We start from the raw sequence: 16,355 nt of genomic DNA, 5'->3' as shown, positions 1-16,355 counted from the left end.
TGCGTTTCTTCCGCCTGAAGTGGATTGTGGTTGGACCAGTGTGCCAGCTTTTTCCCGGGCGCGTTACCTGGTTCGCTTGAGGCAGCGTTCCAGATTCGTCAGGAATTCGGCATAGAGTTCATGGAGCGGTGCGGGCGCGTCCGGGTCGTAGTTTCCGGCCTGTCGCGAGCAGAAGATCAGCACCTTGGTCAGCACGCCGTCATCGAAGAAGGGCTGGGCATAATAGGAGCGGATGCCGCGCGGGATGAACAGGGCCCAGTCGATGGGCTTGATGCTCTTGGAGGTTTCCATGACCACATGATGCGGCAGGTTGAAGCGGACGATGTTTTCCGCAATGGACCCCTCGTAGGGATGCGTGCGGTTTTCCGGCACGGTTTCGAAGGGATCGCCCGCGCCCGTGACCTGCACCTTGTTTTCGGTGATGAAGATGCGCGAAAGCATGATCGCGTCCGTGGGCGAATCCGGGGGCAGGGCGTTGAGCATGGTTTCCAGCAATCCCTTGACCGTCGTGCATTTCCGCATGGCCTGAATGATTTCCTGCGATGCCACGGATTCATTGCCGCGCACAGGCACGCCCTTGCACGCCATGCAGCTGTTCAGATGCGTCAGGGTGACCCAGAGCAGGTTTTCCTCGTCCCGGGCAATGGCCTGAATGCGGGTCATGCACTGGTGATGCCGCCCGGTGCTGTCCGTTACGCTGAGTTCGCCGTTCCAATAGTCGGAAAAGATCAGGCCTTCATACATCTGAAAGAGTTTTTTGGCCGAATTCTTTTGGAAAAGTCTGTCCAGATCAAGGGCGGCCATGTCTTCCGCAGAATACTGGAGCATCCGGCGAGCGGCATGGTTGGCCATGAATACCGAACGGTCGGAAAAGCGGATGAGCAGAATCGGCTCGTCCAGCAGGTCGATCTTGTCGCTCAGGCCCGGTCGGCCTTCCGTGGACAGGATGGTGTTCACGTGCGGGGTGATGTCCATGAGCAGTCCGACCGAACAGTTCGGCAGTTCCGGGTCGGGCATGGCCATGATCTTGAACCAGCCCGTGGTGCCGTCCGAAAGGCGCATGCGGAACGTGCAGGCCGAGGACTGGCGGTTGCGTATCTGGTCGTAGCAGTGACGGAACCGTTCGCGATCCTGACTGAGTATCATCTGTCGAGCAAGCCCGGGATTCTGCAGCACGGCCTTGGCCTGTTCCCCGAGTGAGGCAATGGTATGTGCATTCAGGAAGGTTATTTCATTGCCCACGATGTCAATGCGCCAGACAAGGGCCGGGAGCATGGCCAGATAGGCGGACATGCATTGGTCGACGCTGTGGGTTCCCGTATTTTCAAGTGGTTCGGACATTCGAAATTCCTTGTTCGCTTTTATCCGCGATTGCGGATCAAGGCACGATACCCTTGTCTCGCCCTTGTTGGCAAATTCTCCGTGGCATTGGTCCCACCAGCTTGCATGCCTTCGGCGACCCTCCCGGGGGGCCGGGCTCTGCCCGGACCCGCCAAGGAGCAAGGCCCCTTGGATCCCCATTCCGTTTCGGGAATTGAAAAAGGTCCGGTGAATGCCCTGACGGGACATTCTCCGGACCTTTTTCAATTCCCGAAACGAGTGGTCCAGAAAACGGGATGATTTTGGGGGTTCGTTTTCACCTGAAATCCCTTTTTTTCGACAGGGCAGGGACAGAGGGCGTGCGACCAACTACGCCGCCGTACGGGCCGAACACGTTTCCTTTGCTCTTTCTGGCGGCGTAGAACCAGAAAGTTCTGGAGGATTCTCAAGGAACCTCTTTCAAGAGGTTCCTTGAGCCGCCGGAGGCCTCTTCTTTCTACGCGCCCTTGCCGAACCCGCAGGCCGGGTATTTGCACTGGGCGCAGTTTTCGCAGTAGCCGCCGTGTCCGAGGGCGATGATGTCGTCGCGGGTCACGTTCACGCCTGCGAGGAGGCGCGGCACGATGAGGTCGAAGATGCTGGCCTTGTAGTACATGACGCAGCCGGGCAGGCCGACCACGGGCACGTCGCCGATGTGGGCGAGCATGAACATGGCGCCCGGGAATGTGGGTGCGCCGTAGGTCACGACTTCGGCTCCGGCCGCGCGGATCGAGGCCGGGGTCTGGTCGTCCGGGTCCACGGACATGCCGCCCGTGACCACGATGAAGTCCGCGTCCTGATCCAGAAAATCGCGGATGGCATTGACCGTCATTTCCTGACTGTCCGAGACCAGCGTCTGTCCCACGATGGTGCTGCCGTAGCCCGTGAATTTTTCACGGATGACCGGCCCGAACTTGTCCTTGATGCGGCCCTTGTAGATTTCGCTGCCCGTGGTCACGATGCCCACGCGGCAGGGCTTGAGCGGCAGGACCTGAATGAGCGGCGGGTGTTCGGCCAGTACGCGTTCGGCCTCGGCAACGCTTTCCTCCCGGGCAACAAGGGGGATGACCCGGGTTCCGGCCAGCCCGCGTCCCTTGCGGGCGAGCTGGTTGGTGTGGATGGTGCCGAAGATCACGTCCGGCACGGAATTGAGCCGGAACAGTGCTTCGGTGTCGATCTGCACGAGCCCGTCGATGGCTGCGCGCAGGGTGATCTTGCCTTCCACGGGCGTGGTCATCTCGATGCCCGGACCGGCCGCTGCCGTGGCAATGCGCCGGGCAGCGTCGTCCTCGTGCACGTAGCCGTCACGCGGGTCGTAGACATAGAGGTGCTCCTTGCCGATATCCAGCAGGGCCGGGATGTCCGCTTCGGTGACGACATGGCCGCGGCGGAAGGCCGGGCCCTTGCACTCTCCGGGAATGATGCGGGTGATGTCCTGACACAGGACCGTGCCCACGGCGTGTTCAACGTGTATGGTCTTCATGGGTTTTCTCGTCAAATTATGATGATTATCAGGCGGATTCCGTGCTTTCGGACCGGGCTTCCACCCACCCGGTGCGGCGGTATTCGCGGAAGAACGAGGCCACGCCGATCCAGACGACCGCGAGCACGGGCAGTCCGACCACGATGGATGCGGTCTGGAGCACGGAAAGCGGACCGTTGATCAGCAGAATGCCCGTGGGAACGAGGCCGAGTGCCAGCGCCCAGAACAGGCGGTTCCAGCGGGCGGGTTCGTCGTCGGGCGAGAGCTTGCGCGTGGTGGTGGCGGCAAGGGCGAACGAGACCGCGTCGAATGTGGTGGCCATGGAAATGGCGGTGACAGTGGCGAACACCAGCTTGTAGAGCGAGGAAAAGGGCAGGAAGTCGGCCACGGCCATGATCGCGGTGGCACCCTTGGCGCTCTTGATCATGTTCACCACGTCGAGCTGGCCCGTGAGCTGGAGATGCAGGGCAAAGTTGCCGTTGATCAGATAGAACGAGGCACAGCCCATGGAAGCCAGAAATACCGGGCCGAGAACCATCTGTCGCACTGTGCGTCCGCGGGATATCTTGGCGATGAACAGGCTCATGAACGGAGCATAGGCCACGAACCATGCGTAGTAGAATATGGTCCACGCCTGCGTGAAGCCGCCGTTGCCAACCGGGTCCATCCAGGTGGACATGCGTACGAATTCCGAGGCCAGCAGGCCGGTGGAGGCCAGCGCCATTTCAATGAGGAAGCGCGTGGGACCGGCCAGAAACACGAACAGAAGCAGGCCGAGGGCGATGTAGACGTTGAAGTCGGAAAGCTTGCTCAGTCCTTTTTTCAGGCCCAGATAGGACGTGACCGAAAAGATCATGGTCACGAAGACGAGGATGGCGAACTCCAGACCGAAGGAGTGTTCCAGGCCGGTCACGGACACCACGCTGGCGGCCACGATGGGAATGCCGAGGCCCAGAGCCGTGGCGGAACCGGCCACCAGTCCGGTCATGAACAGGATGTCGATGACCTTGCCGGGCCAGCCGTGAACCTTGTCGCCGAGCAGCCCCTTGCAGGCCTGCGAGATGTTCAGGATGGGCACGCGCTTGACATAGTAGCTGTAGCCGATGGGCACGGCGAGGGTTGCGTAGATGGCCCAGCAGACCGGGCCCCAGTGGAACATGCCGTAGGCGCAGCCCCATTCAGCAGCCTTCCAGGAACCAGCGGGTTCGCCGTGCATGGGAAAGGACATGTAGTAGGCCCAGTCCATGGAACCGCCGAACATGCAGCCGGACCCCACGCCCGCACAGAACAGCATGCCGACCCACGAGAACGTGGAGTATTCGATTTTGTCGCCGATTTTTTTTCGGCCGAGCGGACCGAACGCGAACCAGAGGATCAGCGCAAAGGAGCCAAGGCCCGCAAGCATGTAGAGCCAGCCCAGTTCCACGGTCACGAAATCGAACAGGGCGTTGATGACCCGTTCCCCTGCCTCGGGATAGAGCAGGAGCGGGATGCAGGTTGCCAGAATGATGGAGAGCGCGCCATAGAAGCAGGTCTTGCGGATGGAATTGGCCTCGGGGCGGCAGGGAGTCATGGACGCGGCCATGGCGGCAGCGTGTTCTTGTTCAGGCATGAATGCTTCCTCCTTTTCAGAGTCGGTGCGGAAAAGCAAGTGCGTCCGCGGGTAAAGGCGGATTTTCGTCCGGGCATGGCGAAATCCGGGATATGCGTTTCAATCGTGCGCTGCCGGAAAACCAGGAAAGACAGGAATCCCCAGACAACCGGGACAGTGCGTTTCCCAAGTCGTGCACTGTCCCGGAAGTCGAGGGGAGGTCGTTCTTGTTCAGGAAGACGATGCGTTCGCTGGAGCCCGGACACCCCTTGAACAGGCCGTTCCTGTTTTGGGCAAGGCGAATCATGTGTTCGGGAAGAATGCTTTTTCCGGCAGACAGCCCGGCGATGCGAGCGAATGTTTCGTGGCGGTGGACCGTGGTTTCGGTCAGGGGGCGAAAGGCCGCGTCCAGACCCATGACGCCGATGCACAGGTCCGTGTTCGCGGGGATGACGGGCTCGTGTTCCGCAGGAGCCTTGAGCGGTTTGCGCGCGGCTCCGTCCGCCTCCACCAGAGTCAGGTCCGCGAGGGCGGACAGTTCCGTGACCATGGCAGGATGCAGTCCCACCAGTTTGCCAGTGGTTTTATCGAGGTGATCGGCGACAACGGTGATTCCGTTTTGGTCCAAAGCCGAATTGATGATGTCGGCAGGGGAGTGCGCTGTTCGGAGCAGGATGGCATTCAGGTCGGGAAACGGGAAGAATTTGGTCGTGGTGGTGATGAGTACGCGTTTTCCTGCCTGCCGGAATGCCTCGGCAAACCAGCGGATGAGTGAGGTCTTTCCCCCGGCCCCGGCAAAGGCCGCGAGCCGGTGGCTCGGACGAATCAGATCGTCCGGCAGGATTTGCGCCGCATCCCCGGCCAGTGTCATTGGTCCTCTCCGATCAGATGGGCCAGAATGGCTTCAAGCACGCCGCCGCCGATGGCAAGGGCCTTGTCCGACGCCTGATGGCAGTAGCTGATTGCGCCTCTGGGGTCCACGTCGCCCAGCTTGGCACCTGCGGTCACCGGAGTGTTGTTGCGCAGAAGTCCCCGGATCACGCCGGATACGGCCGCGATGACCGGAACGCCGTCAATGCTTCCCAGCACATCGCCCTTGTTCACGGTTTCCCCGATGTCCAGACTGGTGACGAAGATTCCGTCGTTTTCGGCCCAGTAGACCCGTTCGATGGTGTAGCCTTCGATGTTGCCGGGGATTCCGGTGTTGGCGGCAGCACTCCCGGAATGGATGATTCGGCCCAGATGATGGCCGCGCTTGGTTTCCACTATCTTGTGGACGTCTTTGCCTGCGGTGAAGCCGGGGCCGAGACCGATGACCAGCGAGGCCATGTCCTGATTGGTGCCGAGGTTGCGTTTGGCGATGATCGCGTCCACGAGTACGTCGGGCCGGAATGCGGGAATGGTTTCGGCCTTGGGATCGCAGATAACGGGAAGTTCGCCTTCGGCCCAGACTTCCGGTGCATGGTCCGGAGAGGGAATCAGCCGTGCGGTGACACCTTCCACCGTGACGGTCTCGTGATACACGGCTTCGGAAAAGGCCACGGTACGGCGGACCGCCAGAGGGTGTTCCGTTTCCAGAAAGACCATTTTGCGCAGCCCGGCGCGATACAGGCGAAGGGCAACGCCCGTGGCCAGATCACCTGCGCCGCGAATGGCGATGATGGGATATTGGAATGTTGTCATGATGCCTGCCTGCCGGTGTTGTCGAAACGTTTCAGGAGAAGCTGGTATTCCTCTTCGGTGTCCACATCGATGAACGGGCCCACATCGTATATCTTGACGAGGCGGAGGTTCAGGCCCGGGGAACCGATCAGGGGGCGCGCCCCGGTGTCGCCTTCCAGCTCGAAGACCTTGGGATACCATGCTGCGGGAATGGTGATGGGGTTGCCGCGCATGCCGTCATGCACCGGAGCCACCCAGCAGTCGGGCTGCTGGGAAAAGGCCCAGACCAGCCAGTTGATGTTTTCCGCAGTGATCAGGGGCTGGTCCCCGAGCAGCATCATGCAGCCTTCGGAGTCGTCCATGACGTGCCGGAGTCCGGCCTGAAGGGATTCGGCCTGTCCCATGTCCCGGTGCGGGCTGGTCACCCTGTCGCATCCTTCCAGATCAAGAAGCTTTTCCAGCTCCGAATCGTGCGGCAGGACCACGGTCACGTTCCTCAGGCTGGATTCGCGCGCCGCATTGATCACGTGCTGCACCAGAGGAATGCCCCGGAAGGGCAGGGAAAGCTTGTCCCTGCCCATCCGGTTGGAGTGTCCCGCCGCCAGTATCACGCCGGATACGGCGGCTATTTTCTGTTTCATGTCCATGATGAATCGGTCCGTGCTAGCCTGCGCAGTCCATCAGGGTGTCGGCCACGATGGTCTTGGCCATGTTCACCTTGAACATGTTCAGGATCAGGGGCTTGGCATCGGCAACTGCGATTTCACCGGCCTTTTCCGCTGCTTCGCGAGTCAGGGGGGAACCGATCAGGGCCTCTTCGGAGTCCTTGCAGCGGCGCGGGTTGTTGTGCACGCCGTTCAGGCAGATGCGGGCGGATTCCACCACGCCGTCCTTGAGCGTCACGGATGCGGCGCAGTTGACCAGAGCGAAGTCGATGGATTTGCGGAATGCGATCTTGCGGAACGCATTGCCGTTGCCTGCTGCCGGGCGGGGTACCAGAATTTCCCTGACGATTTCGTCATGCTCCAGAACCGTGGACTGTGCGCCCATTTCCGCAGTGAAGAATTCGTCTGCCGGGATGTCCCGCTTGGTGGTTTTGATGGTTGCGTTCAGGGCGATCAGGGCCGGAGCCGTGTCGCTGGGATTGACTGCAATGCACTTGTTCACCGCGCCGAAGATGGAGTGGTAGCGATGGTCGCCGGGCACGGCCAGACAGCGCTTGCCGCCCTTGCGCACGCAGTCGATGCGACCGCCGATCTTGTCCGGGTAGCGGTAGTACCAGCAGCGGTTTTCCTGACAGATATTGCCGGAAATGGTGCCGATGTTGCGCAGCAGGGGCGACGCAGTGCGTCGGGCCGCCTCGGCCAGGCCGGACCATGCACCCTTCACGACCTCGGATTCCGACACTTCGGTGAGCGTAACCATTGCGCCGATGTGCAGGCCGTCCTCTTCTTCCTTGATGTCCTTGAGGCCGGGGATGGTCTTGAGGTTGATCACGGCCTCGGGATATTCCATCCACAGATTGTCCTTGAGTCCGCCCAGCAGGTCGCTGCCGCCGGCGATGACATGGGAATTGCCTCCGTGCTCGCGCAGAAGTTCGGCAGCCTGTTCCAGACTGGTTGCGTCGATATGGTTGAACCGCTTCATTATTTCTTGCTCCGTTTGGCCCTGGGCTTGATTTTTCCCAGTCCCTTGAGGATTTTTTCCGGGGTGAACGGCGTTTCGATGACCCGTACGCCAATGGCGTTGTAGATGGCGTTGGAGAATGCAGCCAGAGACGGGCAGGCCGCACCTTCGCCGCAGGCCGTGGCTCCGAAGGGATGGGTCGGATCACCGGGCTTTTCCACCACGAAGGGATCGACGTCGCCGTCCAGGGCCGTGGAGGGACGGTAGTCCACGAAGTTCGGGGTCATGAGCCAGCCGTTGCGCTTGTCCACGATGCATTCGTTGCCCAGAATGGCGTTTTCCAGACCGTGGCGGGAGGTCAGGAGCTGGCCTTCCACGATCTTGGGATTGAGCGCCTTGCCCACGTTCTGCACCATGGTCACGCGGACGTTGGAGAACATGCCGGTCTCGGTGTCCACGTCCAGCGAGATGAACTGCGCGCCCTTTTCCTTGGGAATGTACAGTTCGTCCTTCTTGCCGTCCTTGAGGCAGTTGGGATGCGGCGAATTGTTCACGTAGTAGCCCACGATCTCGTGGCGGCCGCCGAAGCTCATGGTGAGGCCGAAGATTTCGGCAAAGGTCGCTCCCCTGCTCGGTTCGGCGGTGACGTACACACCCTCCTCCCTGATGCTCAACTGGTCTGTCGGAACAGCCAGCTTGGCCGAGGCGAGGTTCAGGAGTTGACGCTTTGCGTCCATGGCCGCCTCGTAGGTGGCCCAGCCCTGAATCCATGTGCCGCAACTGTTGGCGACCAGAGTGGCGAACGGAGTGGAGTCCGTGTCGTGGCAGACCAGACCGACCTTCTTGTAGGGCAGGCCGAGCACTTCGGCCACGATCTGGCATTGCACGGTGTGCTGTCCCTGCCCGATGTCCGCGATGGCGCACACCAGAGCGGCGGAGCCGTCGGGATATATCTTGACCATGGCCTCGCTGGAGTTGCCCGGACCGGGGCGACCCGCGCCCATGGCGAAGATGGCCACGCCCATGCCGTGACGGATGCGTCCGCTCTTTTCGTCCGGATGCTGCCATGTGTTCTTCCAGTCCAGATGCTTGGCGCCGAGGTCAAGGCAGTCGCGGATGCCGGAGGAGGAGATGTAGCCGGACTTGTAGACCATGGGGTCCCAGCCCGCGTCGATGTCGCCGGCGCGCATGCAGTTCTTCTTGCGCAGCTCGACGGGATCGATGCCCAGCTTGTAGGCCGCGATGTCCATGGTGGTTTCCACGGCAAAGGTGCCTTCGGGCGCACCGTAGCCCTGCCAGCCGATGGAGGTGAATCGGTTGGTGTGCACGTAGCGGATCTTGCCGCGCAGGTTCCTGCAGTTGTGGGAGTAGAGCACGGCTCCGGTGGCGAGCATGGCGTTCTTGGGCGGATACTTGTCGCCGCCCGCGCCGACTTCGTGCCAGTGGGCGAAGTCCATGGTGGTCAGGGTGCCGTCCTTCTTGAAGCCGATCTTCACGTCGGCCATGCTGCCACGCGACCATGCGCAGAGCATTTCCTCTTCGCGGGAGTAGCCGCAATGCACGGGCTTGTGCAGGGCCAGACAGGCCAGACCGGCGATGAGCAGGTAATGCGAGGGAAGGTTCGGATTGAGCGGGGCCGCGATCTTGCCGCCGAAGCTCGATCCCGTGTAGGGCGACACGTAGTTGATCTTGTCGGAACCGATGCCCAGCGCCTGCGCAAGGCAGTACTTTTCGTCATGGATGCCCTGGGAATGGGTATAGACATGCAGCTTGACCCCGTCGTAGTTCACGGTGCAGCCGCGCGGCTCCATTGCCGGAGACTTGCAGTAGGCGTACTTCAGTCCCTTCTGCTCCACGATTTCGTCGGCTTCCTCGAAGCCCTTGTCGATGTCGCCGAATCCGTTGTACTCGGCGGGCGTCTTGGTCTTGAACAGTCCGGTTTCCGGGTCGCGGTCGCTCAGGATGGCGTGGAACTCCCAGTCATGGCAGTTGGCCGCGCCCTCGAATACCTCGGGAGAGTCGGGTTTGATCGCATCCTCGAGGCTGAGCACGAACTTTTTCTTTTCGTACTCCACGGAAATGCGTTCCAGCGCTTCTTCGGCAATATCCTCGTTGTCCGCGACAACAGCGGCAACTAGGTCGCCCACATAGTACAGGGACTTGCGGAACGCCTTGGGAAAGTTCTCGTGGGTCATGACCAGCCGCACGCCGGGCATGGCTTCGGCCTCGGCGGTATCGATGCTCACGATGTCCGCGGCAGGGTAGGGGCTGCGCAGGATGCGCGTCTGGAGCATGCCCGGGAACTGGAAGTCCGCATAGTATTTGGCTTCGCCCGTTACGCGAGGGCGTCCGTCCTTCTGGCGGACAGCCTTGCCGAGAGATGACGTGTTATCCATCCGTGCGCTCCTTTGCCATCTTCTTCGCCGCGCTTTTCACGGCGTTGATGATGTGCTCGTAGTTGCTGCAGATGCAGAGATTGCCGCCCAGAGCTTCCTTGATCTCGTCCTCGGTGGGATCGGGATTCTTGTAGAGCAGTCCCTTGGTGGTCATGATCATGCCCGGGGAGCAGAAGCCGCACTGGGCGCCGTACTCTTCGAGCCAGGCTTCCTGAATGGGGTGGAGCTTGCCATCCCGGGACAGGCCTTCAATGGTTTCGATGGCCTTGCCTTCCTGTTCCACGGCCAGAACCATGCAGGACGGGGTGGCCACGTTATCGATGAGCACGGTGCAGGAACCGCACGCACCCTCGCCACAGGCCTCCTTGGTGCCGGTCAGGCCGAGTTCCGTGCGGAGAACCTTGGAAAGGGTCCAGTTGGGCTCCACTTCCAGGGAGCGGGGTTCTCCGTTCACCATCAGGACGATGGATTTCTTGGTGTGTTCGTCTCGGGTCATGTTGATCGTTCCTTTGTCGAACGGTTTTCCGGGCCGCTATTCGGCCGGTATTGCAGTTCTTTTTGTCGGGGGTCAGACGTGCCGATCCCGGTCCCGCCGCCTTGGCGACGGGGAAATTCAGTGTGGGGACGGCAATGCCGTCCCCACGTTTCAAGCAATGGCGACTATGCCTGATTGGTTGCGGTGGCCGCTTCCGCCTTGGGCTTGCGGCTGGACCAGTAGATGCCGCCCACGATCAGGATGCCGCTGACCAGGTGCACCATGCCCATGGCCTCGCCGATGAACAGGTAGGCGAACAGGCCGCTGAACAGGGGCATGGCGTAGTAGATCATGCCGGCGCGGGAGGGGCCCGCGTATTCCAGAGCGAGGTTCCACGTCCACCAGGCGATCAGGGAGTTGCCCACGCCGGTGTAAAGCACGCTGAACACGACCAGACCGTTGAACTGGATGCTGGTCTCGGGCAGGGACCATTCCCACATCAGGAAGGGGATGAGCATGATCAGACCGAAAAAGGTCATGATGGTGAGAATGGTGCTCTGGGAAAGTCCTTCGGGAATCTTGCGCAGAACCATGCTGTAGATGCCGAAGCCGACCGCACCGCCGAGCATGAGCAGATCGCCGATGGCGAACTGGAGGCCGAGCAGACGGCTGAGTTCACCGTTTGCCACCAGATAGATCGAGCCGATCAGGGCGATGGTACAGCCGATCCAGGTATTCAGGGACTGCTTTTCACCGAGCATGGAGGACATGAGCACGATGAATATGGGCGTGGTCACGGAAATGAGGGACAGGTTGATGGCCGACGTGGTCTGTGCGCCCAGATAGCACAGCGGGTTGTACAGGGTGACTGCGGTCAGGCCCGCGATGAAGATCTGGGGCAGAAACTTCCTGGCGACGGGCCATTCCTTTTTCACCTTGGGCAGGGCAAAGCAGCACAGCAGGATGAACGCCACGGTCCAACGCATGGCTCCCAGGGTCATGGGCGGGATTTTGCCGACGGCCATGCGTGCAACCACGAAGTTGCCGGACCAGATCACGATGGTCATCAGGGCACAGAAACACCCTTTGTAGACAGGGTTCTTGAACATACACTCTCCTCGTTTTCGTGCGGTGGCTCACCAGATTCCCGGACTGTGCACGGTGTCAGCGGTGTCCGTCATTCCCCCCGGGAAACGCGTCTTCGTGCAACCCGCCTGTCACGCGGGAACAGGTGAAAGTGAAATTACCCCTTTGCCGATACGTCCCGCATTTCCTCCTTCATGGGTAGAAAATTGTGTTTTTCCACCATGTTGTCGCGAGACTCATTTCCAATGAGCAAAGCGCATGCCAATCCAAAAAAGGTTGGGCAAGGTTTTTTTACAAGTAAAAACAGACGGTTGAATGTGGCGCTGATTGATTGATCGATCAGTTCCGCCATAGGGAACGAGTCGTTATTGACTCAAGCAAAGCCAAAGTGTCCCGTAATCCGGTACTTTTTGATGCTGAGTTGATATCGACTCGGTGAGTCGATCAGGACTCGTTTTGTTTGGTGTATTTTCGTATGAGACGGGAGGCGCGGGATTGGCTGATCCCCAATGCTGCCGCGACCTTGCGTGAACTGCCGTGCATGGCCAGAGCATCGAGCACAAGCTTGCGTTCCAGAGATTCGACAGCATTGTCAAGTGATCCCGACACGTTCAGCGTCGGAAGGGCAGGATGCGGCATGGTGGCGTAGATGGATGCGGGCAGATGATCCACGGTGATGACTTCGTCCTCGACCGTGACCACGAGACGTTCCACCAGATGCGCGAGTTCGCGGATGTTGCCCGGCCAGGAGTGCTGGCAGAGAAGATTCAGGGCTTCGGCGGACAGCCGTTTGCCCTTGCCGTGCAGTCGGCCGAACTTGTTCAGGAAGTGGAAGAGCAGAGGCACGAGGTCTTCCCGGCGGTCCCGAAGCGGAGGGATCATGATGTCGAACACGTTGAGCCGGAAGTAGAGGTCCTGCCGAAAGGCGCCGCTGCCCACCATGCGTTCCAGATTCCGGTTGGAAGCGGCCAGAATGCGCACGTCCGCCTTGACTGTCTGGGAACTGCCGACAGGGCGGTATTCCATTTCCTGCACCGCGTGCAGGAGCTTGGCCTGCATGGACAGGGGAAGCTCGGAAATTTCGTCGAGAAACAGGGTTCCGCCTTCGGCCTTGGCAAAGAGGCCGCCCCGGGCCTGCGTTGCACCGGAAAATGCGCCCCGAACATGTCCGAAGAGTTCGGATTCGAACAGCTCCTGAGGAATGGCGGCACAGTTGACCACCACGAACGGCTTGTCCGAACGGATGCTGTTCGCGTGGATGTACTTGGCGAGCAGGCTTTTGCCGCAGCCGGATTCGCCGAGCAGGAGGCACGGGGAGCTCAGGTCGCCCACCTTGCGCGCCGCATCCACCACCTGTTCCATGAGGCAACTGTGATAGATGAAATCTTCGGGAAGATGGTTTTCTTCGCCGTCCTTGTTGCCCGAGAAGTGGTCCCGGCTGGGGATCTGTTCTTCGTGAAAGTTGTCCCGGATGCTGAGGAGGACGTATTCCACCTCGCCTGCATCGTCCAGAATCGGGACCGCGATGGTCAACACGTCCAGCCCGAGATAGGTCTTCTGCTTCTGCTTGACCGGGCGTTTGTGCTCATAGACCGTGGGCAGGACCGATCTGTCCCAGGCATGGTGTCTGCGGACCACTTCCCAGAACGGGAGACCGACCATCTCCTTCTGCGTGAAGCCGTAATGCCGTTCGCATGCCTTGTTCACGTACAGCATGCGATAGTTGTTGTCGTAGATGATGATTTCGTCGTGCAGGTTGTCGATGAGCCTGGCGAACGTTTCGAAATCAAGGCCGAAATGGTCGGTTTTGGGCATTGTGGAGCAGGAACCGGCGGTGCGGTCCTCGGGTTGCGGTTGCAGAAAACAGATTCAATAGCCAGAGCCCGGGATGAAAATCCACCCTGGGCCATTTCCGCAAGGTTTGTCACCGGAAAGCGTGATCCGGCAGACGGCCTTTCCTACTCTGGCCGTCTGCCGGAAACGTGAAGAGGGATCGAATGGGCTTTCGACGGTCCCCGTGCAATCAGCCGCCCGCGCTGAGCAGGGTCACGATTTCCGAGCTGTCGCGGGAGTTGTTGAACGCCTCGAAGGAATTCATGGTGATCCGCTTGACCCCGTAGAACGCGTGGTCCTCGCCCTTGACGTAGGCCCAGCGCTGGGTGCCGTATTCAAAGTGCCACCATTCGCCGTGGTAGTTGACGAAGCCGGACTGGATCATGACGTCGTAGAGCAGCCTGCGGTTTTTCAGCGCGGCCTGCTCGTTGTCATCCAGTTTTTCGCCGCGTTCGAGCTTTTCCTCGAAGTATCGGGTGTTGGACACCGGGCCGGGATAGTCGAACGGTGCGCCGAAGAACAGGGGCGCGCCGTCCGTGGTGGCGATGGTCAGGTCCACGGCCCCGCCCGTGGAGTGTGGAGAGGGCCGAGTCGGATCCACGCTGGGGCGTGCCACGAATTCGCTGGTCATTTCCTCGATTTCCGTTGCATCCCTGTCCGGGTACGCCTTGGTCAGGGCTTCGGCGCAGCGCCGGAACAGTTCGGTCTGCACGTCCTTGCCGCGCCATGTATCCAGAATGATCAGGCGCATGCCCTTGGGTAGCAGGGAGTTGGCCTTGAGCAGCCTTTGGCGGATGCCTTCGCGCGCATAGCATTCGGGTACGGCGCCGTTGATGCCTGCCACAAAGTATGCGGGGCGAACAAGGATATGATCCTGAGCCAGGGAAAGGGGCACGAACCGTTCGTTGCCTTCCCTGATTTTTGCGGTGAACACGGTGTCCCAGGAAGGTGCGCCGGAATCCGGGATCGCCGGGGCTTCAATGGCTCTGGGCATGATACCTCCAACAGTGATTGAGCCGCGGCAAAACGGGGCGGCTCGTCCCCGCAGCTAGTAGCCGAGCATTCTGGGCAGCCACAGCGAGATCGACGGAAAGAAGATCAGCAGGAGCTGGCAGCCGAGGGCCACGATCACGAACGGCCAGATGTGGCGGAACATCTTTTCCAGAGGCACGGAGCCGATCGAGGAAACGATGTACACGCATGCGCCCATGGGCGGCGTGATCAGGGCGATGGTGATGTTCAGGGTCATGACGATGCCGAAGTGCAGCGGGTCGATGCCCGCGGCCACGGCCAGAGGTGCGAAGACCGGGGTCAACAGCACCAGTGCGGCGATTTCCTCCATGAACATGCCCACCACGAAGATGATCACGCTCATGAAGAGCAGGACCATGGTCGGGGTCTTGGCATACTGGAGCACGATGGGCGCGAGTTTCTGGGGAACCTGTTCCGAAGACAGTATCCAGCCCACGATGGTTGCCGCGCCAATGACCACGAAGATCACGCTCGACAGGCGCACCGTGTTGGACAGGGCCTTGCCGATGTTGCGGATGTTCAGCTTGCGGGTCCAGATCAGGCCAACTATCAGCACATAGAGGCTGGCCACGGCTCCGGACTCCGTGGGAGTCATGAATCCGAACAGGATGCCGCCGATGATGATGGCCGGTGCGATCAGCGCAGTGATGGCTCCGCCGGTCGCGGCAAGCAGGTCGGAAAACGAGAACCGCGAGTTCACGATGGGCAGGTTCAGTCTGGATGCGCTGGCCCGATGCATGAGCATGAAGGCCGTGCCGAGCAGTATGCCCGGAAGCACGCCCGCCATGAACAGGCCGCCTACATTGGTTTTTGTCATGGAACCGAACAGGATCATGAAGATGCTGGGCGGGATGATGGGACCGATCAGGGAACTGCCCGCAGTGAGTCCGGCTGCATAGGGGCCGGGGTAGCCGCCCTTTTTCATGGCCGGGATCATGATGGACCCCACGGCGGATGCGTCCGCTGCAGCCGATCCGTTCACGCCCGCGAAAATGATGCTTGCCACGACCGTGACGTAGCCCAGTCCGCCCTTGAGATGCCCGACCAGAGCCTCGGCAAATCTGAGCAGCCGTTCGGTCAGCCCGGAATAGCCCATGAGTTCGCCGACCAGAATGAAGTAGGGAATGGCCAGCAGGGAAAAGGGCTCCATGCCTCCGTAGAACTGCTGGATCATGATCCGGAACTGGGAGAGGTCTCCGATGTAGGCGAAGCCGGTGATGGCCGTGGTCAGCATGGCCGCAAACAGCGGGAGCCCGCAGATCAGGGCAATGAAAAACACGGCCAGGAGAACGAAACTCATGAAGCGACCTCCTCGTCGTTCTTTTTCGAATGATCGGCGTGTTCAAGGGGAATGAACTGCTGGAGGGCGTACTCGATGAACATGAGTCCCATGCCGATGGGAACGGCCAGCAGGGGAATGCTTTTCTTGATGCCCAGAGTCATGATGGTGAACAGCCGCAGCTTGTACGCGTACTGGAATCCGAGCACGATCATGAGGGCGAGGATGGCGAAAAACGCGATGCGTCGCAGGACCGTGACGACCTGACGCTGGGTTTTGGGCAGCCGGTCCACGATGATGCGGATGACCATGTGTTCCCCGCGCTTGAGTGCCGGGGCTGCGGCCAGCATGACCAGCCAGACCAGCGTGATCTTGGCGAGGTCGGTGGTCCACATGGGAGGCCGGAAGAACCGGCCGAACACGCCGAGCATGACCGTCATCAGATTGATGGCGAGGAGCGCCCCGGCCCCGCAAAGGCAGAGGCGCTCCAGAACGTCAGAGGCTTTTTTGCAAAAGCTGGCGACGGAATCCAT

General features: G+C 60.6%; 14 protein-coding genes. All 14 read right to left on the bottom strand.

The genetic code is table 11. The annotated features are described in order from the left end of the window. Positions 1 to 63: 63 nt before the first annotated feature. The 14 genes from MPN23_RS07230 to MPN23_RS07165 all read right to left on the bottom strand — a co-directional run bounded on the left by MPN23_RS07230 (position 64) and on the right by MPN23_RS07165 (position 16,355). The gene (locus MPN23_RS07230; protein ID WP_243547026.1) at positions 64 to 1,341 is read right to left on the bottom strand and encodes a PAS domain-containing protein; all 1,278 of its coding nucleotides are present in this window, start codon (positions 1,339 to 1,341) and stop codon (positions 64 to 66) included. Between the two features lie 475 nt (positions 1,342 to 1,816). Beyond that, positions 1,817 to 2,842: a molybdopterin-binding protein gene (locus MPN23_RS07225; RefSeq protein WP_243547025.1), complete on the bottom strand. Its 1,026-nt coding sequence runs from the start codon at positions 2,840 to 2,842 to the stop codon at positions 1,817 to 1,819. Between the two features lie 28 nt (positions 2,843 to 2,870). Beyond that, positions 2,871 to 4,454, bottom strand: coding sequence for a BCCT family transporter (locus tag MPN23_RS07220; protein WP_243547024.1), 1,584 nt, complete (start codon positions 4,452 to 4,454; stop codon positions 2,871 to 2,873). Positions 4,455 to 4,470: 16 nt separating this feature from the next. Then, positions 4,471 to 5,304 carry a selenium cofactor biosynthesis protein YqeC gene (gene yqeC / locus MPN23_RS07215; RefSeq protein ID WP_243547023.1) on the bottom strand — a complete coding sequence of 278 codons (834 nt, stop codon included), beginning with the start codon at positions 5,302 to 5,304 and terminating at the stop codon, positions 4,471 to 4,473. Then, positions 5,301 to 6,116, bottom strand: coding sequence for a selenium-dependent molybdenum cofactor biosynthesis protein YqeB (gene yqeB, locus MPN23_RS07210; RefSeq protein ID WP_243547022.1), 816 nt, complete (start codon positions 6,114 to 6,116; stop codon positions 5,301 to 5,303). The genes yqeC and yqeB overlap by 4 nt, the downstream gene beginning before the upstream one ends. After that, entirely contained in the window at positions 6,113 to 6,736 is a 624-nt protein-coding gene (locus MPN23_RS07205; RefSeq protein WP_243547021.1) for a nucleotidyltransferase family protein, read from the bottom strand. The genes yqeB and MPN23_RS07205 overlap by 4 nt, the downstream gene beginning before the upstream one ends. A 22-nt stretch (positions 6,737 to 6,758) precedes the next feature. Then, complete coding sequence (locus MPN23_RS07200) at positions 6,759 to 7,742, bottom strand: FAD binding domain-containing protein (RefSeq protein WP_243547020.1); 984 nt, start codon at positions 7,740 to 7,742, stop codon at positions 6,759 to 6,761. Further along, a complete protein-coding gene (locus MPN23_RS07195) occupies positions 7,742 to 10,117 on the bottom strand; it encodes a xanthine dehydrogenase family protein molybdopterin-binding subunit (RefSeq protein WP_243547019.1) in 2,376 nt (791 codons plus the stop codon). The genes MPN23_RS07200 and MPN23_RS07195 overlap by 1 nt, the downstream gene beginning before the upstream one ends. After that, positions 10,110 to 10,613, bottom strand: coding sequence for a (2Fe-2S)-binding protein (locus tag MPN23_RS07190; RefSeq protein ID WP_243547018.1), 504 nt, complete (start codon positions 10,611 to 10,613; stop codon positions 10,110 to 10,112). The genes MPN23_RS07195 and MPN23_RS07190 overlap by 8 nt, the downstream gene beginning before the upstream one ends. A gap of 164 nt (positions 10,614 to 10,777) precedes the next feature. Continuing rightward, entirely contained in the window at positions 10,778 to 11,701 is a 924-nt protein-coding gene (locus tag MPN23_RS07185) for a DMT family transporter (protein WP_243547017.1), read from the bottom strand. 421 nt (positions 11,702 to 12,122) lie between these two features. Beyond that, positions 12,123 to 13,493, bottom strand: coding sequence for a sigma-54 interaction domain-containing protein (locus MPN23_RS07180; RefSeq protein WP_243547016.1), 1,371 nt, complete (start codon positions 13,491 to 13,493; stop codon positions 12,123 to 12,125). Positions 13,494 to 13,701: 208 nt separating this feature from the next. Then, complete coding sequence (locus tag MPN23_RS07175; RefSeq protein WP_243547015.1) at positions 13,702 to 14,505, bottom strand: M15 family metallopeptidase; 804 nt, start codon at positions 14,503 to 14,505, stop codon at positions 13,702 to 13,704. Between the two features lie 54 nt (positions 14,506 to 14,559). Then, entirely contained in the window at positions 14,560 to 15,843 is a 1,284-nt protein-coding gene (locus MPN23_RS07170) for a TRAP transporter large permease (RefSeq protein WP_243547014.1), read from the bottom strand. Next, a complete protein-coding gene (locus MPN23_RS07165; RefSeq protein ID WP_243547013.1) occupies positions 15,840 to 16,355 on the bottom strand; it encodes a TRAP transporter small permease in 516 nt (171 codons plus the stop codon). Before MPN23_RS07165 ends, MPN23_RS07170 begins: the two co-directional genes overlap by 4 nt.

The sequence above is a fragment of the Pseudodesulfovibrio tunisiensis genome (assembly GCF_022809775.1).
In the GTDB taxonomy this organism is placed as follows: Bacteria; Desulfobacterota; Desulfovibrionia; order Desulfovibrionales; family Desulfovibrionaceae; genus Pseudodesulfovibrio; species Pseudodesulfovibrio tunisiensis.
The sequence above is the reverse complement of the archived record's forward strand: the minus strand, read 5'-3'. Positions and strand labels throughout refer to the sequence as shown.

Bases quoted from the DNA above. Each gene is read 5' to 3' on its own strand.
- MPN23_RS07230 (WP_243547026.1), bottom strand. From the start codon at position 1,341: ATGTCCGAACCACTTGAAAATACGGGAACCCACAGCGTCGACCAATGC.
- MPN23_RS07225 (WP_243547025.1), bottom strand. From the start codon at position 2,842: ATGAAGACCATACACGTTGAACACGCCGTGGGCACGGTCCTGTGTCAG.
- MPN23_RS07220 (WP_243547024.1), bottom strand. From the start codon at position 4,454: ATGCCTGAACAAGAACACGCTGCCGCCATGGCCGCGTCCATGACTCCC.
- yqeC (WP_243547023.1), bottom strand. From the start codon at position 5,304: ATGACACTGGCCGGGGATGCGGCGCAAATCCTGCCGGACGATCTGATT.
- yqeB (WP_243547022.1), bottom strand. From the start codon at position 6,116: ATGACAACATTCCAATATCCCATCATCGCCATTCGCGGCGCAGGTGAT.
- MPN23_RS07205 (WP_243547021.1), bottom strand. From the start codon at position 6,736: ATGAAACAGAAAATAGCCGCCGTATCCGGCGTGATACTGGCGGCGGGA.
- MPN23_RS07200 (WP_243547020.1), bottom strand. From the start codon at position 7,742: ATGAAGCGGTTCAACCATATCGACGCAACCAGTCTGGAACAGGCTGCC.
- MPN23_RS07195 (WP_243547019.1), bottom strand. From the start codon at position 10,117: ATGGATAACACGTCATCTCTCGGCAAGGCTGTCCGCCAGAAGGACGGA.
- MPN23_RS07190 (WP_243547018.1), bottom strand. From the start codon at position 10,613: ATGACCCGAGACGAACACACCAAGAAATCCATCGTCCTGATGGTGAAC.
- MPN23_RS07185 (WP_243547017.1), bottom strand. From the start codon at position 11,701: ATGTTCAAGAACCCTGTCTACAAAGGGTGTTTCTGTGCCCTGATGACC.
- MPN23_RS07180 (WP_243547016.1), bottom strand. From the start codon at position 13,493: ATGCCCAAAACCGACCATTTCGGCCTTGATTTCGAAACGTTCGCCAGG.
- MPN23_RS07175 (WP_243547015.1), bottom strand. From the start codon at position 14,505: ATGCCCAGAGCCATTGAAGCCCCGGCGATCCCGGATTCCGGCGCACCT.
- MPN23_RS07170 (WP_243547014.1), bottom strand. From the start codon at position 15,843: ATGAGTTTCGTTCTCCTGGCCGTGTTTTTCATTGCCCTGATCTGCGGG.
- MPN23_RS07165 (WP_243547013.1), bottom strand. From the start codon at position 16,355: ATGGATTCCGTCGCCAGCTTTTGCAAAAAAGCCTCTGACGTTCTGGAG.